Source organism: Amycolatopsis sp. GA6-003, from assembly GCF_046267895.1.
GTDB lineage: Bacteria > Actinomycetota > Actinomycetes > Mycobacteriales > Pseudonocardiaceae > Amycolatopsis.
Genome location: NZ_CP176499.1, coordinates 505,184 through 529,371, shown reverse-complemented (window position 1 = coordinate 529,371; position 24,188 = coordinate 505,184). Strand labels below are relative to the sequence as shown.

Genomic DNA, 24,188 nt, shown 5'->3' with positions numbered 1-24,188 from the left:
GGCTCGGCTGCTCGAAATCCGCTGGGCTTTCGCCTGGAACGGTTGAGGACGATAACGCCTGGGGCCAGGTCGGCGCATCCCCGGAATTGTCGCTCCCCCGCCCGTTATTCCGGCAAAGGCCAGCACGGAATATTCTGCTCCGCGAGGCCGTCAATTGACTGGACGACAATTCCCTGACGGGGAGCGACGCGGGGTCACCTGTCCGGGTCTCCGTGCCGCCGGAATCCCGCCGCGTCCGCACGGAAACGGTTGTCCCGGAGCGAGTTCCCGCCGCGCGCACCGCCCGCGAATATCACCCGGAAGACTGCCCCCGCCGAACCCGAAATCACCGTAACCCCTGTTCAGAGGGCATCCCGCGAATCGTTTTTCCGGAGGCGCCGGCCGGGCGCGGACTTTTCGCCCGCTCCGCCGAACGCGCCGGGCGGAACACCCGATCTCGGGAAAAGTCCCCCGAGGGGTTGTTGTTTGTCGGGCTCCTCCTCAATTGTTGAGATCACCGCCGGCGGCGAACGCCCCCGGCAAGCGACCGCGCACGGAAGGGTGGGCACCGGATGGACCGCGAACCTCGCGAGGCAGCTCCGCACGCCGACCCGCCGTCGATCTGGCGCAGGTACAACGCGGACGGGGCGTCCCCGGAGCTGGTGCCGGTGCAGGCGCTGCGGCCGGGCGACTCGCTGCGGGTCGCCGGGGTGGACGACGAGCACGCGGGCGTGCTGGCGAAGCTGGACGTCCGGCTGCCGCCGATCATCGTGCACCGGCCGACCATGCGGGTGATCGACGGGGCGCACCGGCTGCGCGCCGCCGAACTCGGCTCCCGCCAGCTCATCGAGGCGCGGTTCTTCGACGGCGACGCCCGCGACGCGTTCGTGCTCGCGGTGGAGGCGAACACGGCCAACGGCCTGCCGCTGTCGCTGACCGACCGCAAGGCGGCGGCGGGACGCATCATCCTGAGCCACCCCACGCGGTCGGACCGGTGGATCGCGCAGGTCACCGGGCTGGCCGCGACCACCGTCGGCGCGATCCGCAGGTGTTCGAGTGTCGAGGACGCACGGTCGAACGCGCGGGTCGGCCGGGACGGCAGGCTGCGCCCGCTCGACAGTTCGGCGGGCAGGCGGCTGGCCGGGGAGCTGATGCGGGCCGATCCGGCGCGGTCGCTGCGCGACATCGCCCGGGCCGCGGGCATCGCTCCCTCCACCGTGCTCGACGTGCGCAACCGGCTGGAGCTGGGCCAGTCGCTGGTGCCGGTCCAGCGGACGGGCGGGCCCCGGCCGGGGCGCCGCCCGGAGCCAGGGCCCGAGCCCGACCCGGCGGCGACCATGCAGACCCTGCGCCGGGATCCGTCGCTGCGGTTCAGCGAGGCGGGCCGGGCGCTGCTGCGCTGGCTGGACGCGCACGTCCTCGCCAGCCAGGCCACCATGCCGCCGACGGACGGCATCCCGCGGCATTGCCTCGGCACGGTCGCGGACCTGGCCCGGCAGAACGCCCGGTTCTGGGCCGCGTTCGGCGAGCAGGTCGACCCCTTGCGGCACAACGGCCCGCAGGCCGAGCGCGCCTGACCGCACGGCGCGCCCCGGCGTCCCGCGACGACCGCCGGCCGGTCCGCCGCCGGACGCCCGCACCCAGCCCGAAGCCCAGATCGGAAATTTCGCATGCAGCGCACCGACTCCGCCCGCGTGGCTCTGGTCACCGGCGGCCACGGCTTCATCGGCACGCACCTGGCCGCCGGCCTGGCGCGGCGGGGGTTTCGCGTGGTCGCCGCCGACCGGACCGCCTCGCCGGACGAGCGGGTCGAGTCCGCCCGCCTGGACGTCACGTCGTTCGCCGAATGCCTCGAGCTGGTCCGCGCGGTGCGGCCGCACGTGGTGTTCCACCTCGCCGCGTTCTCGACGGTCGACTCGGCGTTCAGCGATCCGCACGCCTCGCTGGCCACGAACATCGGCGGGACGGCGAACATGCTCGAAGCGGCGCGGGCGGTCCGCGGCGGCCTCGCCCGGTTCGTGCTGGCCTCGACGGACAAGGTCTACGGCGAGCTGTGCGGCGACGCGTACGTGGAGACTTCGCGGCTGGACGCCCGCGGCGTCTACGACGTGGGCAAGATGGCCGCCGACCACCTCGTGCGGCTCTACGGCGGCGAATTCGGCCTGCCGGTCGCGATCCTGCGGCTGTGCAACGTCTTCGGGCCGGGCGACCCGCACACCGCGTCGCGGATCGTGCCGCGGACGCTGAGCAGGATCTTCGCCGCCGCGGGGCCGCTGCCGCCGGTGGTCTACGAGGGATCTATGGCGCACGGCCGCGACTACGTCTACGTGACGGACGTGGTCCGGGCGCTCGCGACGCTCGCTTTCGACCCCCGGGCGTGCGGCGAGAGTTTCAACATGGTCCCTGCCGCGCATCGCGCCACGCTCGACCTGGTGGCGGAAATGATCGAGCGGTCCGGGGAAGCGTGCGAACCGCACGACCGGGACCGGGCGGACGCCATTCGCAAGAACGGCTACGAAGTGATTCCCGGAGCCGGACTTCCCCGCGCGCTGGAAAAACAGCACTGCGACGGGCGGAAACTGGGCGCGCTGGGCTTTTCCAATCAGGTCTCGATGGCCGAAGGACTGCGCCGCACCATCAGCTCGTTCCTGCGCAGCGGGCCGGTCCGGGGTCGAACACGCTGATCGCTTGCCGCCCGCGGCGGGCGTGGTTACGTTCGGGAAACACGGCCGGAGAACTGCGTTTCCCGAACGGATTCCCGGACCCCGAACCCTCGTATCGGAGGATCGCAGCAATGGCGGCACTCGGCCGACAACCGGTTTCCGGCGCTGCCGGAAACGAGACGCGCGGGCAGGCTCCCGAGCGCGGTCAGGAAATGGCTTTCGCCGCTTTCTCCCGGACCCACGGGAAATATCGGGACCGCCGGACATCGCGGCGGAATCCCCGCCTGACGCCCTGGCGAAGCCCGCGCCTGCTTCGGGGAGAACGCGGCTGTCCGGCGGTGCTCTCCCGTCGCCAGGACGGCGACACCTATCGGATCGTCGCTGCGGCGCGCTGACTTTCGCGGCAACGTTTCATCACACGGGAAGGCGGAGCGGATTGGACGTCCAAGAGCTTCAGGCACGAGCGGAGAAGGCCGCCGAACGCGCGATCGCGAACCTGTACGACCGGCAACGGGAGGACGGGTCCTGGGTGGACCGGCTGTCGTCCTCCGCGATCTCCACCGCGCTCGGCGCGCTTTCGCTCAGCCGCGCCGATCCGGTCGGCTACCGCGACCGCGTCGACGCGGCTGTCCGGTGGCTGCGCGCCTACCAGCGCGGCGACGGGGGCTGGGCGATGGCCGACGCCGAGTGGCCGAGCAGCCCGGGGATGACCGCGTTCGGACTGGCGGCGTTGCACGAGATCGACCCGGAGGGCGCGTCCGACGCGATCGCACGGGCGCGCGCGTTTCTCGACGAAAACGACGCGGTGAACGTCGTGCCCGGCCTGTCCGGCGAGGCGCCGAAGACGTGGCCCGCCGCGCTGCCGACCATCTGGGCGCTGACCGGCCTGCGCGACTTCGAGCGGCAGCCGGATCTGCCGGTCGAGACAGTGCTGGTGCCGCGCCGGTGGCGCAACAAGGTGTCCATCGCGCTGCCCGCCGTGCTCGGCCTCGGGATCATGCAGAGCCGGACGATGAAGCGCGGCCTTGCCCGCAGGCTTTCCGGCCGGATCGCGGAGCCGAAGGCGCTGGACTGGCTGCGGGAGGTGTCCGGGACCAACGGCGGCATCGAAGAGTGCCCGATGATCGCCGGCTTCGTCTACCTCGGCCTGCGGCGGGCCGGCGTCGGCATCGACCTGCAGCTGGCGTCGCTGCACTATCTGCTGCAGACCCAGCGCGAGGACGGCTCGTGGGCCATCGACCGGGACCTGGAAATCTCGGTCACCGCCTACGCGGTCATGGCGCTCGGCGAATTCCGGGACCCGGCGGACGATCCGGCGCTGCGCAGGACCCGGGAATGGCTGCTGCGCAACCAGTGGATCAAGCCGTTCCGCCAGTTCGGGATCCCGCCGGGCGGCTGGGGCTGGGCCAATCCGTCGGGCTGGCCGGAATCCGAGGACACGGCCGTCGTGCTCGGCGCGCTGGCCGACCTCGGCGTGCCCCGCACGCACCCGGCGGTCCAGCTCGGCATCCAGTGGCTGCTGAAGATGCAGAACCGCGACGGCTCGTGGTCGGAGTGGGTGCGGGACACCCACCTGATGAACGACCGGCCGTGTCCCGGCGTCACCGCGCACGCGGTACTGGCGCTGCGGCGATTCGGTCTGCCGGACTCCCCCGGTTCGGCTCTCGCACGCGCCCGCGAGTACTTGCGCGGCCATCAGGGCAACGACGGTTCGATCGCCTCGGTGTGGTTCCGCGACAACACGCACGGCACCAGCAGGCTGCTGGAGGTGTTCGCCGGCGACGGCCGCTCCCCCGCCGCCGCGGCGGCCCGGAAGTGGTTGCTGGCCAACCAGGCCGGCGACGGCGGCTGGCCGCTGCGGCACGAGCTTCCGCCGAAGGGCAGCACCGCGGAGGAGACAGCCTGGGCGCTGTTCGCGCTGCTGGCCGACGGCGAGGACCCGGGCGGCCCCGCCGTGCTGCGGGCCGTGGAGTGGCTGGTGAACCACCAGGACGACCAGGGCACGTGGCGGCCGGGCAACGTCGGGCTGTACTTCGACGACCTCTGCTACACCGACGACCTGATCGCGCACACGTTCGCGCTGCGCGGCCTCGGCCGGTGGCTCAAGACGATGGCCGCCCGATGACCGAACCGCGCTCACGACGGCGCCGGTCCGCCGCACCGGCTCTCCGGTCCCTGCCGCCGGGACCGCGGCTGCCGGCGCTCGTGCAGACCCTGATGTGGGCGGCGGCCCCGGTGCGGTTCGGCCAGTCCTGCCTCCGGCGTTACGGTCCCCTGTTCACCGCGCGCATCCTCGGGTTCGGCGAGGTCGTCTACGTCTGCGAGCCGGACGGCATCCGCCGGATCCTGCGCGACGACGCCGGTTCGTTCGGCGCGGCCGCGGCGAACGAACCGATCGAGTTCGTGGTCGGCCGCCACTCGCTGCTGACGTCCGACGGAGCCCGGCACGCCAGCCGCCGCAAGGAGCTGATGCCGCCGCTGCACGGCGACAACGTCGCCGCGTACGTCGAGGTGATGGTGTCCATTGTGGAGCAGGAGATCCGGCGATGGCCCGCCGGGCGCACGGTCCGGCTGCTCGACTGTTTCCAGCGGGTCACCCTGGAAGTGATGATCCGCGCGGTCTTCGGCATCACCGACTCGTCCCGGCTGGACCGGCTGCGCGTGCTGGTTCCGCGCCTGCTCGCCCTCAACCCGATGCTCATCCTGCTGCCCGCGCTGCGCAGGAGCTTCGGCGGATTCGGGCCGTGGGCGGCGTTCCAGCGGCTGCTGAGCGAGGTCGACGGGATCGTCTACGCCGAGATCGCCGACCGGCGAGCAGCGGGCCCGGCCGCCGGCGGCCGCGACGTGCTCTCGATTCTTCTCGCCCGCCAAGGCGAACCGGTCTCCGACGAGGAGCTCCGCGACCATCTCGTCACGCTGCTCGCGGTGGGCCAGGAGACGACGGCGACCCAGCTCGCGTGGTTCTTCGAACGCGCGCTGCGGGCGCCCGGCGCGCTCGGCCGGATCAGCGGCGCGGACCCGAAGGTGCTCGACGCGGCCATCCACGAGGCGATCCGCACGCGTCCGGCCACTTTGGACGTGGGCCGGATCGCGACCCGGCCCTGGCGGCACGGCGGATGGGAGTTCCCGGCCGGGACGATGTTCGCGGTGTCGCTCGGCCTGCTGCACCTGTCCGCGGACCTGCATCCGCGGCCCGAGGTCTACTCGATCGGCCGGTTCTACCCCGCCGGACCGCCGAGCGCACACTTCCTGCCGTTCGGCGGCGGCACGCACCGGTGTCTCGGCGCGTCGCTGGCGATGGTCGAGATGCGCACGATCATCAGCGCGGTCCTGCGGCACGTCCGGCTGGAACTCGTGCGCACCGCGCCGGAAGCGGTCGCGCCGAAGGGGCCGATGCTCGTCCCGCGCCGGGGCGCGGAGGCGGTCGTCGCGGAGAACCGTCTGCTGGAGGGCCGGGGATGAGGACCTCGAGCGTGGTGTTCCCGTTCCCGCGCGCGTCCGGACTGGACCTGGAGCCGGAATACCGGCTCCTGCAGCGATCCGACCCGGTCAGCCGGGTCGAGTTCCCGTACGGCGAGCCGGCCTGGCTGGTCACCCGGTACGCCGACGTCCGCACGGTGCTGACCGATCCCCGGTTCTCCCGCGCCGCTTCGCTGGAGCGCGACGTCCCCCGGGTCACCGAAGAGAACTTCTCCGGCGGCATCGTCGCGATGGACCCGCCGGACCACACCCGGCTCCGCTCGGTCTGCCGGCGAGCGTTCACCCCGAAGACCGTGGGGCGGTTGCGCGAGCGGGCCACGGCGATCGCCGCCGAGCTGATCGGCAACGCGGGCGAGGAATTCGACGGCGTCGAGGAGTTCGCGGTGCCGTTCACCCTGAAGATGATCTGCGAACTGCTCGGCGTGCCCTACGCCGAGCGCGGGTCGTTTCGCGAGTGGGCCGAAGCGGGGCTGGCCACCACCGCGATCTCCGAGGAGCAGCGGCTGGCCGCGACCGGGAAGATGTGGGACTTCGTCGTCGCACTGGTGGCGCGGCGGCGGCAGCGGCCGCGGGACGATCTGATCTCGGCGATGCTCGCGGCCCAGGCGGAAACCGGCGACATCACCGACGACGAGCTGGTGATCGTGGTGATGACCGTGCTCGTGGCCGGGTACGAGACCACGTCCGCCCAGCTGCCGAACTTCCTGTACCTGCTGCTGTCCGACCGCGCCCGGTTCCGGGCGCTGGCGGCCGACCCTCGGCTGATCCCGTCCGCGGTCGAGGAGCTGATGCGCTACGTGCCGCTGGAGGCCAACGGCACGACCCCGCGCTACGCGGTCGAAGACGTCGTGCTGAGCGGGACGCTGATCGAGGCGGGTTCGCCGGTCGTGCCCGCGTCCGCGGCCGCCAACCGGGACCCGGACGTCTTCGCCGACCCCGACCGGCTCGACTTCGCCCGCTCCCCCAATCCGCACCTCGGGTTCGGGGCCGGCGCGCACTTCTGCCTCGGCGCGCCGCTGGCCCGGCTGGAACTGCGGGTGGCGCTGGAGGTGCTGACCTCGGCCGCGCCGGGGCTGCGGCTGGCGCGCGGGGAGGCGGGGATCGACTGGAAGACCGGGATGCTCGTGCGCGGCCCGTCCCGGCTCGCGCTGACCGAGAGGACGTGAACCGATGCCCCACCGCGGCGCCGAAACGCCCGCCCCGCCCGCCACCTCCCGGCAGCCGCCGCCGGTCGAACGGTTCCGGCCGGCCGATCTCGACGGCGTCGACTGGCGAAAGCTGCGCGCGACCTGCCCGGTGTCCCCGGCGGAAGCACCGGACGGAACGCGGGTCTGGCTGGTCAGCCGCTACCCGGACATCCGGAAGGTGCTGGGCGGCCCGGCCTTCAGCGTGTCGCCGATCGACCCGGAGCGGGGCGCGGGCACGGCCGAGGCCAACGAGTCGATTTTCCAGGACCCGCCGGAGCACACCCGCCTGCGCGGTCTGGTGGCGGGCCCGTTCGCGATCGGCCGCGTCGAGCGGTACCGGGACTCCGTACGGGCCACCGCCGGCCGGTTGCTCGCCGCGATGGCCGGACGAGCCGACGTGATGGCGGACTTCGCCAAACCGCTCACGATGAACGTCATCTCCGAGGTGGTCGGCGTGCCGGAGCCGGACCGGGCGATGTTCCAGCGGCTGTCCGACCAGCTGCTCGTGCCGGTTTCGGAGGCCCACGGCGTGGTCGCGCTCGAAGGCTGGAAGCAGCTCAACGACTACGTGCGCGAGCTGATCGCGCACCGGCGCCGCACGCGCGGCACCGACGGCGGCGACCTGCTCGCCCACCTCGTCCGGGCCCAGCGGGACCAAGCCGCGGTGGACGACGTCGAACTCGCCACGATGGTGCTCGGCCTGCCGGTCGCCGGGTACGTCAGCACCGCCAACGCGATCGCGGTGGCCGTGCGCTACCTGCTGGAGTTCGGATGGCTGGCCCGGTTGCGCGCCGAGCCGGACCTGTGCCCTCAGTTCGTCGAGGAGGTGCTGCGCGTCCAGTCCGGCGACAACGGCGAGTCGATGCCGCGGTTCGCCGCGGAGGACGTCCGGATCGGCGACGTCACCGTCGGCAAGGGCGACATGGTGGTGGCCCCGCTCGTGGCGGCCAACCGGGACGAGGACCTGTTCGCCGACCCCGACGTGTTCGACCCGCGGCGGCCGGGGCTGGCCAGGCACCTCGCGTTCGGCTTCGGCATCCACCGCTGTCTCGGGGCCAATCTCGCCCGGCTCGAACTGAGGGTCGCCGTCGACGCGCTGATCGGGTGCGGGCTGGACTTCCGGATGCTGGAGGACTGGAAAGCCGTGCCGTGGAAGGTGAACATGCTGGGCGACCGGTTCCCGGAACGGATGCCGGTCGAGGTGCGCGCCGCGGACGGGGGCTCCTGATGGGGCGGCAGGTGCTGTTCGCGTCCGTTCCGGCGTGGGGGCACGTCTATCCGGTGCTGGCGGGGCTCGCCGAGCTGGTCCGGCGGGGCCATCGCGTGCGCTGTCTCGCGTCCGCGAGTTTCGCGGCCGAGATCGGCAAGGTCGCCGAGACAGTGCCGTACGAGTCGCCGATGGACTCCGCGCAGGCGGACCTCACCGACCTGGGCAAGGTGCTGCCGTTGCTGCTCAAGGAGACGCGGGCGTCCTACGCGGCGCTCGACAACGCCGTCCGCGCGCATCGGCCGGACGTGCTCGTGGCGGACGTGCTCGCGACGTCGGGATGGCTGCTCGGCCGGGCGCGCGGGATCCCGGTGGTCCGCACCTGGCCCGTTTTCGCGTCGAACTCCGAGTTCTCGCTGCATCAGGACTACCGGTCGCGAACGGACACCAGCGAGTCGATGTCCGCGTTCTTCGGCGCGGTGGCGGATTTCCTGCGGGAGATCGGCCTCGCGTCCGAGGTGTCGCCGGAGGAGTTCTTCGACAACGAGGCCGAACGCAACCTCGTGCTGTTCCCGCGCGAGATCCAGCCGCGCGGGGAGACGTTCGGCTCGCGGTTCACCTTCATCACGCCGTGCTTCCGGCCCGCCGAGCAGTCGCCGGAACTGGCGTGGCTGCGCGAAGCCCGGCCGCTCGCGGTGGTTTCGCTCGGCACGGTCTTCACCGACAACATCGGCTTCTTCCGCACCTGCGTCGAAGGGGCCGACCGGCTCGGCTGGCACACCGCCGCCGCGCTGGGGGCGAAGGTCTCCCCCGCCGCCGTCGGACCGGTGTCCGACCGGGTGCTGCTGCGGGCGAGGCTGCCGATGATCGACGCCCTGCGGCACGCGTCGGCCGCGATCACCCACGGAGGGCTGACGAGCACGCTGGAGGCGCTGGCCCAAGGGGTTCCGGTGCTGATCGCGCCGCAGATCGGCGAGCAGCGCGGGGTCGCGGACCGGGTCGAGGCGCTCGGCCTCGGCGTCCGGCTGGCGGAGCCGTTCACCGCCGACCAGCTGGCGGACGTGCTCAAACGCGTCGCCGACGACGCGGACCTGGCGCGGCGGCTGGCCCGGTTCGCGCGCCGGCTGCGCGGCGGACGCGGCCCCGAGGAGTTCGCCGACGCGGTCGAGGCGGCGTTTCCGGCATGACTGAAGCGAAGGAGGCCGCCGACGTGCGGCGAGAACTGGCCGAACCCCTGCCGGACTACCCGTTCGAACGCGATTCGGTCATCGACCCCTCGCCCGCGCTGGCCCGGCTGCGCGAAGCCGCGCCGATCCGGAAAGTCCGCACCGCGGGCGGAAACGAAGCCTGGCTGGTCACGCGCTACGCCGACGTGCGCGAGGTGCTGAACCACCCGGCGTTCGGCACCCAGTACCCGGGCGTGCTCCCGGCCGCGGACGAGAACAATCTCGCCGCCGGGTTCATGTTCCTCAAGGACCCGCCCGAGCACACCCGGTTGCGGCGCAGCGTGAGCCGGGCGTTCACCGCTCGCCGGATCTCCGGGATGCGCGAGCGCGCGCAGGAGGTCGCCGACGGCTTGGCGACCGCGATGCTCGCCCGGGGCGGGGTGGTCGACGTGCAGGAGGCGTTCGCCTACCCGCTGCCCATCGCGATCGTCAGCGACCTGCTGGGCATCCCGGAAGCGGACCGCACGCGGTTCCGCGGCTGGGCGGACGTCGTGCTCCGTTCGGCCGGCGGGTCCGAGGAGGACCTCGGGACGGCTTTCGCCGACCTGCAACGGTTCGTGCTCGACCTGGTCGCGGCGAAGCCGGACGGCGGGGACCTGCTCAGCGACCTCGCCCGGCAGGCGGGCGAACCGGACGGGCTGAGCAGGCTGGAAATCTCCTCGATGGCGATGGGCCTGCTGATGGCCGGGTACGTCACGACCGCCTCGGCCATCGCGCACGGCCTGCTCCGGCTCTTCGGGAACCCGCCGGTGCTGCGCGGGATCCGGACCGGCAAGCTGGACCTCGCCGTCGTCGTCGAGGAACTGCTGCGGCTGCAGGACGAGGAGGTGGGCATCCAGCGGATCGCCCAGTCCGATGTGGACATCTGCGGGGTGCGGATCTCCCTTGGCGAGACGGTCATCGCGTCCCGGGCCGGGGCCAACCGCGACCCGGCGGAGTTCGCCGCCGCCGAGGCGATCGTCCCGGACGCCGCGCGCAGCCCGCACCTGGCGTTCGGCCACGGCATCCACCACTGCCTCGGCTCGGCGCTCGCCCGGATGGAGCTGACCGTCGCGCTCGGCACCCTGTTCTCCCGGATCCCCGGCCTCCGGCCCGCCGGTCCGCCGCACGAGGTGCGGTGGCGGGCCGAGGGCATGGACGTCAGCATCGAGCGGCTTCCCGTCACCTGGTGAACCCGCGTCGCCACGGCAACATCGAATCGGAAGGTGGTTCCCCCCATGGACAGCATCGTCCCGCGGCTGGCCCGGCCCTACGACCCGGCGGCGATCGACGCCGCGTTCCGGAAGGAGGGCGCGGTCGTCCTGACGGGTGCGTATCCGGGCGAGGAGTGCGACACCTACGTCGCCGAGGTCCAGAAGTACCTCGCCGAAAACCCGGACGAAGCGGAGTACGCGGCCAACTCGGTGCTCGCCCAGTTCCAGGGCGACACCTCGGTCACGCTGCACCAGCTGATCGGCGCCGTCCCCAGCGCGGCGGACATGGTGCTGCACCGCGACATCGTCGGCGCGGCCCGCCGGCTGCTGAAGCCGCTGTCGGACACGATCCTGCTGATCATCGCCGAATACATGGGCCGCAAGCCCGGCGCGCCTCGCTAGGAGCTGCACCGCGACACGTTCTCGTGGCGGCACGCCCCGTACGGGGAGAATCCGATCGCGCTCTCGGTGATGTGCGCGATGAGCGACTTCACCGCCGAGAACGGGGCGACGTGGGTCGTGCCGGGAGCGCACGGCGGATCACCGGTCGATCCGCCGCCGGACTGGAGCGAAGCGGCCCAGGTCGAGATGGCGAAGGGCGACGCGCTGCTGTTCCGCCAGGACCTGTTCCACGCGGGCGGCGCGAACACGACCGCGTCGGACGAGCGGCACATCCTCTCGTTCGGGTTCCAGGTCGGCTGGCTGCGTCCGGTGGAGAACAGCCTGCTGAGCGTTCCGCCGGAGACGATCGCGGAGCTGCCGGCCGAACTGCGGGAGCTGCTGGGCTACTCGCACGAACTGGTGCTCGGCCTCTACAAGGGCGGGGACCCGAGGAACGCGCTGAAGGTCTGAACCGGGCACGGCGAGGGGGCGCGCCCGTCACCGCGCCGGCTCGTACCGCCGCCGCATCAGCCGCCGGGCCAGGACGGTCAGCAGCAGCGACGGCGCCCCGACCGCCAGTGCCAGCCCCGGCCGTCCGGCGGCCGCGATCAGGAACGTGCCGAGCACGATCCGCTCGGCCACCACGATCTCGTGCGCCCGCACGCCGATCGCCCTGGCGATCGGCCGCGGCGCGCGGAGCACGCCGCGCAGCGAGACCCAGCCCAGCGCGATCGCGACGGAAAGCGGCGCGTAGTACGCCGCCGGATCGACCCGGTCGCCGAGCACCGCCGGGGCGGCCAGCGCCAGAGCGACCCAGCCGGCGTAAAACCCGGCCAGGCCGCGGACCGTCGCCTCGTCGCCGCGCTGGACCGGATAGGTCAGGTAGCCGCCCCGGCGGTCCCCGTCGCGGTCGCACAGCGCTCCGAGGAGGTTCGACCCGGAGTCGTGCACCCAGAACATCAGCGACAGGACGACCAGCTGCGGCACGGGCAACGGCTGCGCGGTCATCGAGCCGTAGAGCACCGTGAGCGCGCTGGGCAAGCCGCGACTCGCGTTGCCCCACAGGCCTTTTCCCTTCAGCCACCGCGCATACGCGATGCCGAAGACCGCCGCCGGGATCGACAGCAGCACAGTCAATGGATTGACCAGCACCGCGAACAGCGCTCCCGCGCCGATCAGGAACACCATCGCGTTGCGCGCGGTGCCGGGCTGGATCCGGCCGGACGGTATCGGCCGGTGCGGTTTCGTGAGACCGTCGAGTTCGCGATCGAAATAGTCGCCGCCGTACAGCGACGCGATCCAGGCGAGCGTCGGGACGAACCAGGCCGGAAACAGCACGGAAAACCCCGCGTCCGGCCGGGTGAGAATCGCACCGCTCAATCCGATGGCGCCGGCGTAGAAGACGGTGTCCGGACGGCACGCCTCGACGTGGGCGAGCAGCCGGACTTTGAGGGAATGGGCGCTGCGCATGACTGGAAAAGTAGCAAGAACGGCTTCTGTTTCGAACGGAGATCGCGGAATGGCGCCTTCGGTGAATGTGATCGGCGCGGGAATAGCCGGGCTGGCCGCCGCGGCGGCGTTCGCCGGTCGCGGGTGGACGGTGCGCGTCCTCGAGCGCGGCCCGGGCCTGCGCGCCGCCGGCGGCGGCATCGGCATCACCCCCAACGGGATGCGCGCCCTCGACGCGCTCGGCGTCGGCGACCCGGTGCGAGCCCGCTCCGTCGTCCAGCGGGAGGGCGGGGTGCGGGCGCCCGACGGCCGGTGGATCGCCCGCAGCGCCCTGGGTTTCGTGGAAGAGCGGTACGGCGAGCCGATTCGCGCGCTGCCCAGGACGGACCTGATCACGGCACTGGCCGCGGCGCTGCCCCCCGGAACCGTCCGGTTCGGAGCGCGCGTCGAGCCGGCGGGCGCGGGCGACGCGACCGCGCCCGCCACGATCCGGGTGGACCGCGCCGAACTCGAGTCGGACCTGGTGATCGCCGCCGACGGCATCCGTTCGGCCGCCCGGCGCGCCCTGTTCCCCGAGCATCCCGGGCTGCGGCCCGCCGGTTCGGTGAGCTGGCGCTGCGTGGTGCCCGCCGACGGGCTTTCCCTTGCCGCGGCCGAGACCTGGGGCGCGGGCCTGCGATTGTCGATCCTGCCGCTGCCTGGCGGGCGCGTGCACTTCTCCGCGCTCGCCAGGACGGCCGGAGGGCGCGAGGCGAAGATCGCGGACGGCCCGGTCCCGCTCTTCGGGCACTGGCACGAGCCCATCCCCCGGCTGCTGGAACGGTCGGCGCGGGAACCGCTGTTCTTCGACCGGATCGAGGAACTGGGGCGTCCGCTGGACCGGTTTTTCGCCGGGCGCACGGTCCTGACCGGCGACGCGGCGCATCCGATGACGCCCAACGTCGGCTCGGCGAACCTCGCGCTGGAGGACGCGGTGGAGCTCGCGCACGCCGTCGGCCCGGCCCGGTCGTGGGACGAACTGCGGACCGGCCTCGTCCGCTACGACGCGAGCAGGCGGCCGCGCACGTCCCGGCTGAGCCGGATGTCGCGGTGGATGGGCCGGTTCGCCGAACTGTCCTCGCCCGTCGCGGTCGCCGTCCGCAACAGCGGCGTGCGGCTCGGCGGATTCCTTCCCGAAACGGTTTCCCGGCGTTCGATGGACGCGATGGTCCGGTGGGCGCCGCCGTCCGGCTGACCGGCGTTCGCCGCCCGACATTGCGCCGGGGGAACAGAACTGTTTGACTTCGTTTCGCCCACCGCGCCGATCCGACAATTCCGAAGCGGAGACGGGAAAGCATGGAAACGCGACACTTCGAACTGCGCATCGGCCGGCACATCATCGAACAATACCGCGCCGACCGGCACCGGCCCGCCGTTTTCGCAGCGGCCGGACTGGAATGGGATCTGCTCGACGAGGTGTGGCCGCCGACCTACTCGCCGGGCGGCGAACTGTTCGCCGACCGGATTCCGTTCGGCCGCATGTCCTCGTTTCTGGAAATGGGCTGCGGAACCGGGATCATGGCGGTGCTCGCGGCGCGGGCGGGGGTCGGGCGGGTGGTCGGGCTCGACCTCAATCCGGCGGCGGTGCGCAACACCGAGCTGAACGCGAAGCGGCACGCGGTCGCCGACCGGGTCACCGCACGGGAAAGCGACCTCTACTCGGCGGTCGGGCCGGACGAGCGGTTCGACGGGATCTACTGGAACCCGCCGTTCCTGAACGCTCCGAAGGACCGCGTGGACGCCTCGATCTGGGACGAGACGATGTTCGACCCGGAGTACGCCAAGCTGCGCCGGTTCCTCGCCGAAGGCCGCGAGCTGCTCACCGCGCGGGGCAAGGCCTACCTGTGGTTCGGCGAAGCACTGGGCAATCCGTCGCTGGTCGCCGATCTGGCCGAGGAAACCGGCTACGACCTCGGCGTGCTGGCCAAGATGGAAATGGCCGAGGTCCCCGAGGCGCTGGCCGGAGCGTTCCCCGCGGACCTGGCGGGCGGGGACGGCGGCGACGCGGCCTGGCACCTGCACCTGCTCGAGCTCAGCCCCCGCCGGCCCTAGAAAGCGACCGCGCCCGGAAACCGTCCACCAGCACGAGGGGAATCAGCAATGTCGGATCGGCCGCTTCGGGTCTGGCTCGTACAGCAGGGAATCTGGGCGATGTCGCTCGAATCGATGCCGCTGGCGTCGGGCTACCTGAAGGCGACCGCGCTGGCGGACGAGCGCGTCGCGGCCGCCGCGGAGATCGAGATCCGGAATTTCGACGGCGGAGCCACGCTGTTCGGCATGGCCAACGAGCTGTTCGCCGACGGTGCGCCGGACGTGCTGGCCTTCTCCGTGCTCGGCTGGAACTACCGGGAATTCGGCGCGCTGGCCGAGACGTTCAAGCAGCTCAACCCGGACGGCTGGGCGGTCTTCGGCGGCAACCACGTCTCCGGGCAGGCCGAGCGGGTCTTCGGCATGCACCCGTATGTCGACGTCGTGGTCAACGGCGAGGGCGAATTCGCCTTCCGCGACGTGCTGCTGGCCCGCCTCGACCGGGAATCGGCGAGGTCGCTGCACCGCGTCGACGGCATCTCGTTCCGCGACCAGGACGGCGCGGTGACGACCACGAAGGACCGGCCGCGGATCGAGAACCTCGACGAGATCCCCTCCCCGTTCCTCACCGGCGCGATTCCGCTGACCGGCGAGGACGGCCGGTTCCGCTACGACGTCGCGCTGCTGGAAACCAACCGCGGCTGCCCCTACAAGTGCTCGTTCTGCTACTGGGGCGGCGCCGTCGGCCAGCGCGTCCGCGCGTTCTCCCGCGAGCGGCTGCGCCGGGAGATCGAGATCTTCGCCCGGCACGAGGTGCACACGCTCGTCCTGTGCGACGCGAACTTCGGGATGCTGCCGATCGACCTGGAATTCGTCGAGGACGTCATCGAAACCCGGGCCCGGCACGGCTATCCCAAGAGCATCGAGACGTCGTGGGCGAAGAACAAGTCCGCGGTGTTCTACAAAATCGTCAAGGCGATGAAGGACGCGGGCCTGCACAGCTCGTTCACCCTCGCGCTGCAGACGCTCGACGAGGACACGCTGGACCTGATGAACCGGCGCAACATGAAGGTCAACGACTGGGAAGGCCTGGCCGCGTGGCTCGGCAAGGAAGGCCTCGACTGCTACGCGGAGCTGATCTGGGGCGCGCCCGGGGAGACGGTCGAGACCTTCATGAAGGGCTACGACCGGCTGGCCGGACACGTGTCGCGAGTCGCGGTGTACCCGATGCTGATCCTGCCGAACACGACTTACCACGCCGAACGCGAACGCTTCGGCCTGGTCACCGTGCGCGGCAACACCGACGACTTCGAGTACCTGCTGTCGCACGACACCATGTCGCCTCGCGACAACCAGTACCTGCACCGTTTCGTCTTCGTGTCGCGGCTGGTCGCGGAGAACCCGGTCTTCCGCTACGTCTGGGGCCCGATGCGGACCCTCGGCGGCATCGCCCAGTCCGAGCTGATCCGGTCGCTGATGGAATTCTTCGAGAACGACCCGCATCCGGGCACCGAGCCGTTCCGCTCCGGCATGGTCGCCTCGTTCACCGACTCGGACGTGCTCGCTCCGGCGGTCGCCCTGCTTTACGGCAGCGAAGAGGCCAAAGACATGCTCCGCCGCTGGTGGCGCGAATCCGTGCTGCCGCTGGTGCCGGAGAATGTCCGGTCCATTGTGGACACCGTATTCGAGTTCGACTTGCTCACCCTGCCCGCCTACACCCTGCCCGGACGGATCCCGTCGCCCCGCCGCGCCGGCGAAACGCTTCCCGAGGTCGAGGTCGACGGCGAGCGCTACTACGTGCGACGCGACATCTGGAAAGGGTTCGACGTGCCGGCGTTCACGCTGGCGCTGCGGCGCGAGGAACCGTGGGAGCACCTGCTGTCGGGCACCGTCAGCTCCGTCTATTACAAGGTGGGCGCCGACCGCTTCCTGCCGTCGACCAACCACGAGGAAATCATCTACTACATGGGCAGGCTCGAAACGCAGCTGGCCCGGCCGCGGCGCGGGCTCGCCCAGCAGGAAGGACGACGATGACCAGTCAGGCAGCGACGGAGGCGGCGGAAAACGGTGCGCGAGCCTTGGCCCGGTCGCCCGGCTCCGGAGCGCTGGCTGGAAAGGTCCGCGACCGGCTGGCCGAACGGTGGCGGCGGGAGACGGGCCTGCTCGGCACGATGTGCACGGAGGCGCTCGTGCCGTCCGGCAAGCTCTTCCGGCCGATCCTGCTGCTGGAATCCGCGCTGGCCGTCGGCGGCGACGCCGAAGTGGTGCTGCCCGCGGCGATCGGCGCGGAGTGCGGGCACGTGGCGAGCCTGGTGCACGACGACATCATCGACAAGGACGACCTGCGCCGGGGAAAGCCGTCGGTGCAGCACAAATTCGGGGCGGACAACGCGATCCTCGCCGGGGACGCGCTGATCTTCGACCTGTTCTCCGCACTGGCCGAATGCCGCCGCACCGGAGCCAGCGCCGAACGGATCGTGGCGGCGCTCGAGGTGGTGGCCCGGTGCGGCATCGACCTGTGCCGCGGCCAGAGCCTCGAGGCGGAGCTGGGCGAACGGATGGACTTCGACCTCGACGCCTACCTGACCGTGGTGCGGTTGAAGACCGCCACGCTGTTCAGGAGCGCGTGCGAATGCGGAGCGCTGCTGGCCGGCGGGGACGAGCGGATGGTGCGGACGCTGGGCAGCTACGCGGAAAACCTGGGCTGCGCCTTCCAGATCCACGACGACCTGATGTCCTACACGCGGGAGACCGGCGTTATGGGCAAGCCCGACACCAGCGACGTCCGCAACGGCAGGCCGACGCTGCCGGTGATCCTCGCCTACCAGGCGGCGACCCCCGCCGACCGCGCGGCGATCACGGACATCCTCGTCAGCGACGGGGCTCCCGACGTCCGCCGGGAGCTGCTCGTGGCCGTCATGGACCGCACCGGAGCGCTGCGCACCGCCGGCCGCTTGGCCAGGAAGTACTCGGAGAACGCCGTCGCCATGGCGAGCAGGCTGCCGGTCGCCGCGAGCCGCGACCGGTTGTGCGGCTACGCGCGGGCGGCCGTCGAAAGGGACCGGTGACCGCCCGGACGGGCGATTTCCTCGGGAGACACCATGAGCCAGCACCCTGACCTGCCGACCAGTCCTTTCCCCGGGCCGGACCTGCTCGGCCTTCCCGCCGTCCTGCGCGAGACGCGCGACCGCTGCCCGGTTTCCCGGTTCCGGACGATGGTCGGCGACGAGGCGTGGATGGTCACCGGCTTCGCCGAGGCGAAGCGGCTTTTCGCCGACCCCCGGCTGACCCGGTCCCATCCCGATCCGGAGAACGCCGCGAAGGTCACCCACTCGGCGTTGGTCGACGGCTCCGGCTGGGAGTACGAGGACGGCCAGTCCGAATTGGACAATGAGGCCGCGATGCGCGGGCTGTTGTCCGCCTCGTTCTCGGCGAAGCGCATCGCCGCGCTGCGGCCGTGGATCGAGGGGCTGGTCGACCGGCTGCTGACGGCGATGGCCGGGCACGGACCGCCGGCGGACCTGATCGGCGCGCTGGCCGGTCCCCTGCCCGCGCTGGTCATCTTCGAACTGCTCGGCGTCCCGCGAGCCGACCACGACCGGTTCCTGTGCTGGTCCCGGCAGAGCGCCGACGCGGCGGACGCACGCGCGTCCCGCGCCGCGATGGAGAACCTTTTCGCCGGGATGCGCGAACTGCTGGAGCGCAAGCGGACCGAACCGGCGGAGGACGTGCTGTCCGATCTCGCCGCCGCGTGCCGGTCCGGGGCGCTGACGATGTCCGAAGCGAGCATGACGGCCGCTGGCCTGCTGTTCGCCGGGAATTCGACCACTGCCGACGTCATCCAGTGGGGCGTCGTGCATTTGCTGGCCAACCCGGACCAATCCGAGGCGCTGCGCCGGGACCCCGCGTTGCTTCCGTCCGCGGTCGAGGAAATCCTCCGCCGCCGGATGACCGGCGGGGACACTCTGGCGCACTACGCGGACGCGGACATCGACATCGGCGGCGTGACCATCAAGGCAGGGGACGCCGTGGTGATCAACTTCGTCGGGGCCAACCACGATCCGCGCGCGTTCGCCCGGCCGGAACGGTTCGACATCGCTCGCCGCCCCAACCCTCACCTGGCCTTCGGGCACGGCAGGCACCTGTGCGTCGGCCGGAACCTGGCACGCACAGAACTGCGGGCGGTGTTCGGCCTGCTCTTCGCGAAATTCCCGGCCTTGCGCCTCGCGGTGCCAGTGCGGGAATTGCGGCCGAACAACAACCCGATCGTCGGCGGCCTGCGCGCATTGCCGGTGGCGTGGTGACCGCGCCGCGGCCCGGCCGAGAGGAGCCGACGACGGCGGAACCGGACCCGGACCGGCTGACCAGCCTCGTGCTCGGTTTCATCCCGGCGCAGATCATGCGCACGATGGCGACCCTCGACTTGGCCGACCGGCTCGCCGGCGGGCCCGCCTCGGCGGAAGAACTGGCGAAGCTGACCGGCTGCCACGCGCCGTCGCTGCGGCGGCTGCTCCGCGGAGCCGCTTTCGTGGGCCTGCTCGCCGTGAACGACGACGGCGCCTACGAACTCACCCCGGACGGGCATCTGCTTCGCGCGGACGTCCCGGGGTCGGTGAAGCAGCTGGCGGTGTACTTGACCGGCGAGCCGACCTGGAGCGCCTGCGGAAGCATCGAGCACACCGTGCGCACCGGGCAACCCGCCGTGGACCACGTTTTCGGCCAGTCGGGTTACGCGTGGCTGGCGAAAGACCCCGCCGCCCAGGCCGAATTCTACGAATCCTGTGCGGGAGTGGCTCGGCAGGACGTGCCGGCACTGGTCGAGGCCCTCGACCTTTCGGCCGCCCGCGACATCGTCGACGCGGGCGGCGGCAACGGCCTGCTCATGACCGGGCTGCTGGTCGCGAACCCCGCGCTCGCCGGGGTGGTCTTCGACCAGCCGGCCAGCCTCGCGAGCGCCCGGACCACGCTGCGGGACGCCGGGGTCGCCGACCGCTGCGAGCTGGCCGCCGGGGACTTCCTCGCCGATCCGCTTCCGCCGGACCGCGACGTCTACGTGCTCAAAAGCGTGCTCTGCGACTGGGGCGACGACGACGCCGTCCGCATCCTGCGAGCCTGCTCCCGAGCGATGCGCGCCGACAGCGTTTTGCTGGTGATCGACCTGGTCCTCCCCGAAGGAAACGCCAGGCCCGACCCGGTGGCTCTGATGAGCGACCTGTGCACCCTCGCGTGCGGCGGCGCCGTCCGGACCGAGCGGGAGTTCGCCGACCTCGCCGCCGCGGCCGGCCTGCGGTTGACGGAGAGCAGCGAGACCGGGGCAGCCACGAGCATTTTGCGCGCGATCAAGGCCTGAGCGCAGACCCTCACCTCCGCGAGGACGCGCGGCCGTGTTCCCCGGGTGCGCCATTGAGCCGATGCCGCTCGTGCACGTAGATCGCCTGCCCGATCGCGCCCAGCATCATCCCGAAGGAACCGACGATGAACAGCCAGATCGCGAGCAGTTCGGTCGCGTCCGAAATGAACAGCACGCTCCCGACGAAGAAGATCACGTTGCCGATCACTCCGACAGCCAGGTGAATCGTGGGGAATTCCCGGACGAAAGACTTGACGTTCACGTCGCTCCTTTCGACAGACGACAGCACACCGCTGGCTACCCGCCGACGCCGCTCGCAGACAGTTGGATAGGCCACCCGCCCGCGAGGTTTAGCCCGGCTCCCCCGGGCAACACGGGCCGGACGGCGACAGGAAGGGACCGGCATGTGCCGTCTGTTTGGTCTGTCCGCTGCCCCGCGGCGCGTGCCCGCCACGTTCTGGCTGCTCGAAGCGCCGGACAGCCTCGCCGCCCAGAGCAGGCGCGAACCGGACGGGACCGGGCTCGGCGTCTTCGACGAGCAAGGGTCGCCCCAGGTGTGGAAACAGCCATTGGCCGCCTATGCGGACGAACAGTTCGCCCGCGAGGCCAAGGAATGCGCGTCGACGACCTTCCTCGCCCATATCCGTTACGCCTCGACCGGCGGCCTCGAGCCGGCCAACACCCATCCCTTCCTCCAGCACGGCCGGTTGTTCGCCCACAACGGCGTCCTCGGCGATCTGCCCCGGCTGGAGCAACGGCTCGGCGAGTACCGGGACCTCGTCCGCGGCGATACCGACTCCGAACGGTTCTTCGCCCTCGTCACCAAGGAAATCGACGCGCACCACGGCGACGTGAGCGCCGGGATCGCCGCCGCCGCCCGATGGGCCGCGCTGAATCTGCCGGTCTACGCGCTCAACATCGTCGTCACCACTCGCGACGAACTGTGGGCGTTGCGCTATCCCGACACCCACGACCTCTGCGTCCTGCAGCGCTGCCCAGGCGGCCCGCACGGCGGCCGGCACCTGGAACACGCGAGCGCCGCGGGCCGGATCCGGGCGCGGTCCGGCGGTCTCGCCCGCCACCGCGCCGTCGTCGTCGCCAGCGAGCGCATGGACGAAGACCCTGGCTGGCAGAACCTCCGTCCGGGGGAACTGCTGCACGTCGGCGCGGACTTGACCGCCACCCGCCGGATCGTGCTCGACCGGCCGCCGCGGCATCCGTTGGCCCTCGACGATCTCGGCGCTCGCGCCGCCGCTTCCCAACACGGCCAGTGACTCATCCGGAGGACCCGCCATGCCCCTGACCCACCCGGCACATCCGCACGACCACAGCACCGGCGACGTCGCGGTCAACCCCGTCTTCACCCGCGAACCGGTCGCGATCCCCCGCGACCGCATCCCGGACGGCGAACTCGACAACGACACCGCCTACCAGGTCGTGCACGACGAACTGATGCTCGACGGCAACGCCCGGCTCAACCTCGCCACCTTCGTCACCACCTGGATGGAACCGAAGGCCCGCGATCTCATGGCCGAGTGCTTCGACAAGAACATGATCGACAAGGACGAGTATCCGCGCACCGCAGACCTCGAACAGCGCTGCGTCCGCATGCTCGCCGACCTCTGGCACGCACCCGACCCCGACACGGCCGTCGGCTGCTCCACCACCGGGTCCAGCGAAGCCTGCATGCTCGCCGGCCTCGCGCTCAAACGCCGCTGGCGCCACCGCCGCCGCGCCGCCGGTCTTCCCGCCGACCGGCCGAATCTGGTCATGGGCGTCAACGTCCAGGTCTGCTGGGAGAAGTTCGCCAATTATTGGGACGTCGAAGCCCGCCTCGTGCCCATGGACGGCGACCGCTTCCACCTCACCGCCGACCAAGCCGCCGCGCACTGCGACGAAAACACCATCGGCGTCGTCGCGATCATGGGCTCCACCTTCGACGGCAGCTACGAACCCGTCGCCGAAATCTGCGCCGCCCTCGACCGCCTCCACGACGAACACGGCTGGGACATCCCGGTCCACGTCGACGGCGCCTCGGGCGCGATGATCGCCCCGTTCTGCGACCCGCACCTGGAATGGGACTTCCGGCTGCCCCGCGTCGCCTCGATCAACACCTCCGGCCACAAATACGGACTCGTCTACCCCGGCGTGGGCTGGGTCGCCTGGCGCGCCCCCGAAGCACTGCCCGACGACCTCGTTTTCCGCGTCAACTACCTCGGCGGCGAAATGCCGACCTTCGCGCTGAATTTCTCCCGCCCCGGAGCCCAAGTCGTCGCCCAGTACTACAATTTCCTCCGCCTGGGCCGCGACGGTTACCGCCGCATCCAGCAATACTGCCGCGACGTCGCCACCGATCTCGCCCGCCGCATCGCCGAACTCGGCCCGTTCCGTCTCCTCACCGACGGCAGCCAGCTGCCGGTGTTCGCTTTCACGCTCAAGGAAAGCGAGGCCGGTTACTCGGTATTCGACGTCTCAGCCGCATTGCGCGAGCAAGGCTGGCTCGTTCCGGCTTATACTTTTCCCGCGCATCGCGAGGACCTCGCCGTGTTGCGCATCGTCGTCCGCAACGGCTTCAGCCACGACCTCGCCGACCTCCTGGTCGAAGCCCTCCGCCTCGCGCTTCCTCGGCTGCGAGGACAGGAGAAACCCCAGCGGGGCAAGGAAGCAGCGTCGTTCTCCCACGGGGCCGACACTCGCGACGCACGCGGCCGCGACTGATTCAGCGACGAACCGGCTGGCCCGTTTTCAGAGTCGGATTGCCGCGTCCGGCGGAAAATCCCGCCCCGACCGGGGCCGGCGCGCCCATTGACGCCCCGGTCAGGTCGCGTCTCGAAGAACTCGCGCCGGCGCGGCCTCGCGAGGTGGCCATCCTGCGCCAGAAACTCGCGCAGTGGCTGGGGGAACTGCCGTTGGACCCGAGCAGCAGGTTCGACATCTCGCTGGCGGCCTACGAGGCCTTGGCCAACGTCGCGGCGCACGCCTATCCCGGCGGCAGCGGCTGGACCCGGCTGTACGCGGACTGGGCGGGCGACACGGTCACCGTAGCGGTGAGCGACGCCGGCTGCGGCCTCGATCCCGAACGGAAGCCCACTTCAGGCGGCCGGGGGCTGCCGCTGATCGACGAGGTCACCGACCGGATGGTCGTCGACACCGGCGAGCACGGCACGACCGTGACGATGGTCTGGCGGCCCGCTGCCCTGCGGCAGAACACCGCAGCCTGATCCTCCTGGGCCGAACCGGACCACGCACGGGAAGTTAGGCGTGGCGTCCCCAGTGGGGCAGACTGACTCGATGACCGACCCCGTTGAGCCTTCGACCAGCAGTCCGCTGCCTGTGGTGGACCGAGTCGTGGGCGGCCGTTCCCACGCCATCGGCAGCTTCCGGTTCCGCTTCGCCGACCAGCGCTGGGAATGGTCCGACGAGGTCGCCCTGCTCCACGGCTACGAGCCGGGGACTGTCCAGCCCACGACCGAGCTGCTGCTGTCGCACAAACATCCGGAGGACCGCGACCAGGTCGCCGGAACCCTCGCCGCGGCGGTGCGCGACGGCACCGCGTTCTGCAGCCGCCACCGCGTCATCGACACCGCGGGCGCCGAACACCACGTCCTCGTGATCGCCGACCTCCTCAGCGACGACGCCGGCGCCGCGGTCGGCACCGGCGGCTATTACATCGACCTGAGCCCCGATCTGGCCGAACAGCGCCAGCAGATCCTCGACGAAACGATGCCCGAGATCGTCGACGCCCGTGCCCCGATCGAACAGGCGAAAGGCGCGCTGATGCTCGTCTACGGCATCACCGCCGAGCACGCCTTCGCCCTCCTGAAATGGCGCTCCCAGCACACCAACAGCAAGCTCCGCGACCTGGCCGCCAAACTCGCCGACGCCCTCACCGCCTTCGGCGGAGCCCCGGTCCTGACCCGGGTCCAGTTCGACCACCTGCTGCTCAGCGTCCACCAGCGCCCGTCCCCCGCCGCGAGCGAATCCGGAATCCCCGACCCGTCCTGAA

Annotated in this window: 22 protein-coding genes; 20 read left to right on the top strand and 2 right to left on the bottom strand. The window is 71.4% G+C overall.

Annotated elements, in window-relative coordinates; translation table 11 throughout:
- The first annotated feature begins 551 nt into the window (after window positions 1-551).
- The 10 genes from F9C12_RS02465 (at window position 552) to F9C12_RS02420 (ending at window position 11,787) form a co-directional block, all read left to right on the top strand.
- The gene (locus F9C12_RS02465; protein ID WP_409464574.1) at window positions 552-1,556 is read left to right on the top strand and encodes a streptomycin biosynthesis protein; all 1,005 of its coding nucleotides are present in this window, start codon (window positions 552-554) and stop codon (window positions 1,554-1,556) included.
- 93 nt (window positions 1,557-1,649) lie between these two features.
- A complete protein-coding gene (locus tag F9C12_RS02460; RefSeq protein ID WP_409464573.1) occupies window positions 1,650-2,663 on the top strand; it encodes an NAD-dependent epimerase/dehydratase family protein in 1,014 nt (337 codons plus the stop codon).
- A gap of 415 nt (window positions 2,664-3,078) precedes the next feature.
- On the top strand, window positions 3,079-4,767 hold the full coding sequence (locus tag F9C12_RS02455) for a prenyltransferase/squalene oxidase repeat-containing protein (protein WP_409464572.1): 1,689 nt from the start codon (window positions 3,079-3,081) through the stop codon (window positions 4,765-4,767).
- Window positions 4,764-6,104, top strand: a complete 1,341-nt coding sequence (locus tag F9C12_RS02450) for a cytochrome P450 (protein WP_409464571.1) — start codon at window positions 4,764-4,766, stop codon at window positions 6,102-6,104. The genes F9C12_RS02455 and F9C12_RS02450 overlap by 4 nt, the downstream gene beginning before the upstream one ends.
- Window positions 6,101-7,288, top strand: a complete 1,188-nt coding sequence (locus F9C12_RS02445; RefSeq protein WP_409464570.1) for a cytochrome P450 — start codon at window positions 6,101-6,103, stop codon at window positions 7,286-7,288. The genes F9C12_RS02450 and F9C12_RS02445 overlap by 4 nt, the downstream gene beginning before the upstream one ends.
- Window positions 7,289-7,292: 4 nt before the next feature.
- Complete coding sequence (locus tag F9C12_RS02440) at window positions 7,293-8,537, top strand: cytochrome P450 (protein ID WP_409464569.1); 1,245 nt, start codon at window positions 7,293-7,295, stop codon at window positions 8,535-8,537.
- The gene (locus F9C12_RS02435) at window positions 8,537-9,703 is read left to right on the top strand and encodes a nucleotide disphospho-sugar-binding domain-containing protein (protein WP_409464568.1); all 1,167 of its coding nucleotides are present in this window, start codon (window positions 8,537-8,539) and stop codon (window positions 9,701-9,703) included. The genes F9C12_RS02440 and F9C12_RS02435 overlap by 1 nt, the downstream gene beginning before the upstream one ends.
- A complete protein-coding gene (locus F9C12_RS02430) occupies window positions 9,700-10,914 on the top strand; it encodes a cytochrome P450 (RefSeq protein WP_409464567.1) in 1,215 nt (404 codons plus the stop codon). The genes F9C12_RS02435 and F9C12_RS02430 overlap by 4 nt, the downstream gene beginning before the upstream one ends.
- 45 nt (window positions 10,915-10,959) lie before the next feature.
- The gene (locus tag F9C12_RS02425) at window positions 10,960-11,337 is read left to right on the top strand and encodes a hypothetical protein (RefSeq protein ID WP_409464566.1); all 378 of its coding nucleotides are present in this window, start codon (window positions 10,960-10,962) and stop codon (window positions 11,335-11,337) included.
- A 3-nt stretch (window positions 11,338-11,340) separates the two neighbouring features.
- Entirely contained in the window at window positions 11,341-11,787 is a 447-nt protein-coding gene (locus F9C12_RS02420) for a phytanoyl-CoA dioxygenase family protein (RefSeq protein WP_409466953.1), read from the top strand.
- 27 nt (window positions 11,788-11,814) lie between these two features.
- Here F9C12_RS02420 and F9C12_RS02415 read toward each other — a convergent pair whose 3' ends face one another.
- Window positions 11,815-12,786, bottom strand: coding sequence for a UbiA family prenyltransferase (locus F9C12_RS02415; RefSeq protein ID WP_409464565.1), 972 nt, complete (start codon window positions 12,784-12,786; stop codon window positions 11,815-11,817).
- Between the two features lie 49 nt (window positions 12,787-12,835).
- Here F9C12_RS02415 and F9C12_RS02410 point away from each other — a divergent pair, with 49 nt between their 5' ends.
- From F9C12_RS02410 to F9C12_RS02385, 6 genes are all read left to right on the top strand, one after another.
- Window positions 12,836-13,999, top strand: a complete 1,164-nt coding sequence (locus tag F9C12_RS02410) for an FAD-dependent monooxygenase (RefSeq protein WP_409180333.1) — start codon at window positions 12,836-12,838, stop codon at window positions 13,997-13,999.
- Between the two features lie 101 nt (window positions 14,000-14,100).
- Window positions 14,101-14,856 (top strand): methyltransferase, encoded by a 756-nt coding sequence (locus F9C12_RS02405; protein ID WP_409180332.1) that lies wholly within the window; start codon window positions 14,101-14,103, stop codon window positions 14,854-14,856.
- 99 nt (window positions 14,857-14,955) lie between these two features.
- Window positions 14,956-16,866: a KedN5 family methylcobalamin-dependent radical SAM C-methyltransferase gene (locus F9C12_RS02400; protein WP_409464564.1), complete on the top strand. Its 1,911-nt coding sequence runs from the start codon at window positions 14,956-14,958 to the stop codon at window positions 16,864-16,866.
- Window positions 16,863-17,900 carry a polyprenyl synthetase family protein gene (locus tag F9C12_RS02395; RefSeq protein WP_409464563.1) on the top strand — a complete coding sequence of 346 codons (1,038 nt, stop codon included), beginning with the start codon at window positions 16,863-16,865 and terminating at the stop codon, window positions 17,898-17,900. Before F9C12_RS02400 ends, F9C12_RS02395 begins: the two co-directional genes overlap by 4 nt.
- A 33-nt stretch (window positions 17,901-17,933) precedes the next feature.
- Window positions 17,934-19,136 (top strand): cytochrome P450, encoded by a 1,203-nt coding sequence (locus tag F9C12_RS02390; RefSeq protein WP_409464562.1) that lies wholly within the window; start codon window positions 17,934-17,936, stop codon window positions 19,134-19,136.
- Window positions 19,133-20,182, top strand: coding sequence for a methyltransferase (locus F9C12_RS02385; protein ID WP_409464561.1), 1,050 nt, complete (start codon window positions 19,133-19,135; stop codon window positions 20,180-20,182). Before F9C12_RS02390 ends, F9C12_RS02385 begins: the two co-directional genes overlap by 4 nt.
- A 10-nt stretch (window positions 20,183-20,192) precedes the next feature.
- Here F9C12_RS02385 and F9C12_RS02380 read toward each other — a convergent pair whose 3' ends face one another.
- Window positions 20,193-20,444: a YrhK family protein gene (locus tag F9C12_RS02380; protein WP_409180327.1), complete on the bottom strand. Its 252-nt coding sequence runs from the start codon at window positions 20,442-20,444 to the stop codon at window positions 20,193-20,195.
- Window positions 20,445-20,586: 142 nt separating this feature from the next.
- Between F9C12_RS02380 and F9C12_RS02375 the strand changes: the two genes are divergently transcribed.
- The 4 genes from F9C12_RS02375 (at window position 20,587) to F9C12_RS02360 (ending at window position 24,187) form a co-directional block, all read left to right on the top strand.
- Window positions 20,587-21,456, top strand: coding sequence for a class II glutamine amidotransferase (locus F9C12_RS02375; RefSeq protein ID WP_409180326.1), 870 nt, complete (start codon window positions 20,587-20,589; stop codon window positions 21,454-21,456).
- Between the two features lie 19 nt (window positions 21,457-21,475).
- Entirely contained in the window at window positions 21,476-22,900 is a 1,425-nt protein-coding gene (locus tag F9C12_RS02370) for a glutamate decarboxylase (RefSeq protein ID WP_409464560.1), read from the top strand.
- A 143-nt stretch (window positions 22,901-23,043) separates the two neighbouring features.
- Entirely contained in the window at window positions 23,044-23,403 is a 360-nt protein-coding gene (locus F9C12_RS02365; RefSeq protein ID WP_409464559.1) for an ATP-binding protein, read from the top strand.
- 70 nt (window positions 23,404-23,473) lie between these two features.
- Complete coding sequence (locus F9C12_RS02360; RefSeq protein WP_409180323.1) at window positions 23,474-24,187, top strand: PAS and ANTAR domain-containing protein; 714 nt, start codon at window positions 23,474-23,476, stop codon at window positions 24,185-24,187.
- The last annotated feature ends 1 nt before the right edge of the window (window position 24,188 follow it).

What these genes read in the sequence shown, in the direction of transcription:
- F9C12_RS02405 (WP_409180332.1), top strand. Translation starts at nt 14,101, where the DNA reads ATGGAAACGCGACACTTCGAACTGCGCATCGGCCGGCACATCATCGAA.
- F9C12_RS02425 (WP_409464566.1), top strand. Translation starts at nt 10,960, where the DNA reads ATGGACAGCATCGTCCCGCGGCTGGCCCGGCCCTACGACCCGGCGGCG.
- F9C12_RS02435 (WP_409464568.1), top strand. Translation starts at nt 8,537, where the DNA reads ATGGGGCGGCAGGTGCTGTTCGCGTCCGTTCCGGCGTGGGGGCACGTC.
- F9C12_RS02415 (WP_409464565.1), bottom strand. Translation starts at nt 12,786, where the DNA reads ATGCGCAGCGCCCATTCCCTCAAAGTCCGGCTGCTCGCCCACGTCGAG.
- F9C12_RS02460 (WP_409464573.1), top strand. Translation starts at nt 1,650, where the DNA reads ATGCAGCGCACCGACTCCGCCCGCGTGGCTCTGGTCACCGGCGGCCAC.
- F9C12_RS02440 (WP_409464569.1), top strand. Translation starts at nt 7,293, where the DNA reads ATGCCCCACCGCGGCGCCGAAACGCCCGCCCCGCCCGCCACCTCCCGG.
- F9C12_RS02395 (WP_409464563.1), top strand. Translation starts at nt 16,863, where the DNA reads ATGACCAGTCAGGCAGCGACGGAGGCGGCGGAAAACGGTGCGCGAGCC.
- F9C12_RS02465 (WP_409464574.1), top strand. Translation starts at nt 552, where the DNA reads ATGGACCGCGAACCTCGCGAGGCAGCTCCGCACGCCGACCCGCCGTCG.
- F9C12_RS02370 (WP_409464560.1), top strand. Translation starts at nt 21,476, where the DNA reads ATGCCCCTGACCCACCCGGCACATCCGCACGACCACAGCACCGGCGAC.
- F9C12_RS02450 (WP_409464571.1), top strand. Translation starts at nt 4,764, where the DNA reads ATGACCGAACCGCGCTCACGACGGCGCCGGTCCGCCGCACCGGCTCTC.
- F9C12_RS02445 (WP_409464570.1), top strand. Translation starts at nt 6,101, where the DNA reads ATGAGGACCTCGAGCGTGGTGTTCCCGTTCCCGCGCGCGTCCGGACTG.
- F9C12_RS02400 (WP_409464564.1), top strand. Translation starts at nt 14,956, where the DNA reads ATGTCGCTCGAATCGATGCCGCTGGCGTCGGGCTACCTGAAGGCGACC.
- F9C12_RS02375 (WP_409180326.1), top strand. Translation starts at nt 20,587, where the DNA reads ATGTGCCGTCTGTTTGGTCTGTCCGCTGCCCCGCGGCGCGTGCCCGCC.
- F9C12_RS02390 (WP_409464562.1), top strand. Translation starts at nt 17,934, where the DNA reads ATGAGCCAGCACCCTGACCTGCCGACCAGTCCTTTCCCCGGGCCGGAC.
- F9C12_RS02410 (WP_409180333.1), top strand. Translation starts at nt 12,836, where the DNA reads ATGGCGCCTTCGGTGAATGTGATCGGCGCGGGAATAGCCGGGCTGGCC.
- F9C12_RS02430 (WP_409464567.1), top strand. Translation starts at nt 9,700, where the DNA reads ATGACTGAAGCGAAGGAGGCCGCCGACGTGCGGCGAGAACTGGCCGAA.
- F9C12_RS02360 (WP_409180323.1), top strand. Translation starts at nt 23,474, where the DNA reads ATGACCGACCCCGTTGAGCCTTCGACCAGCAGTCCGCTGCCTGTGGTG.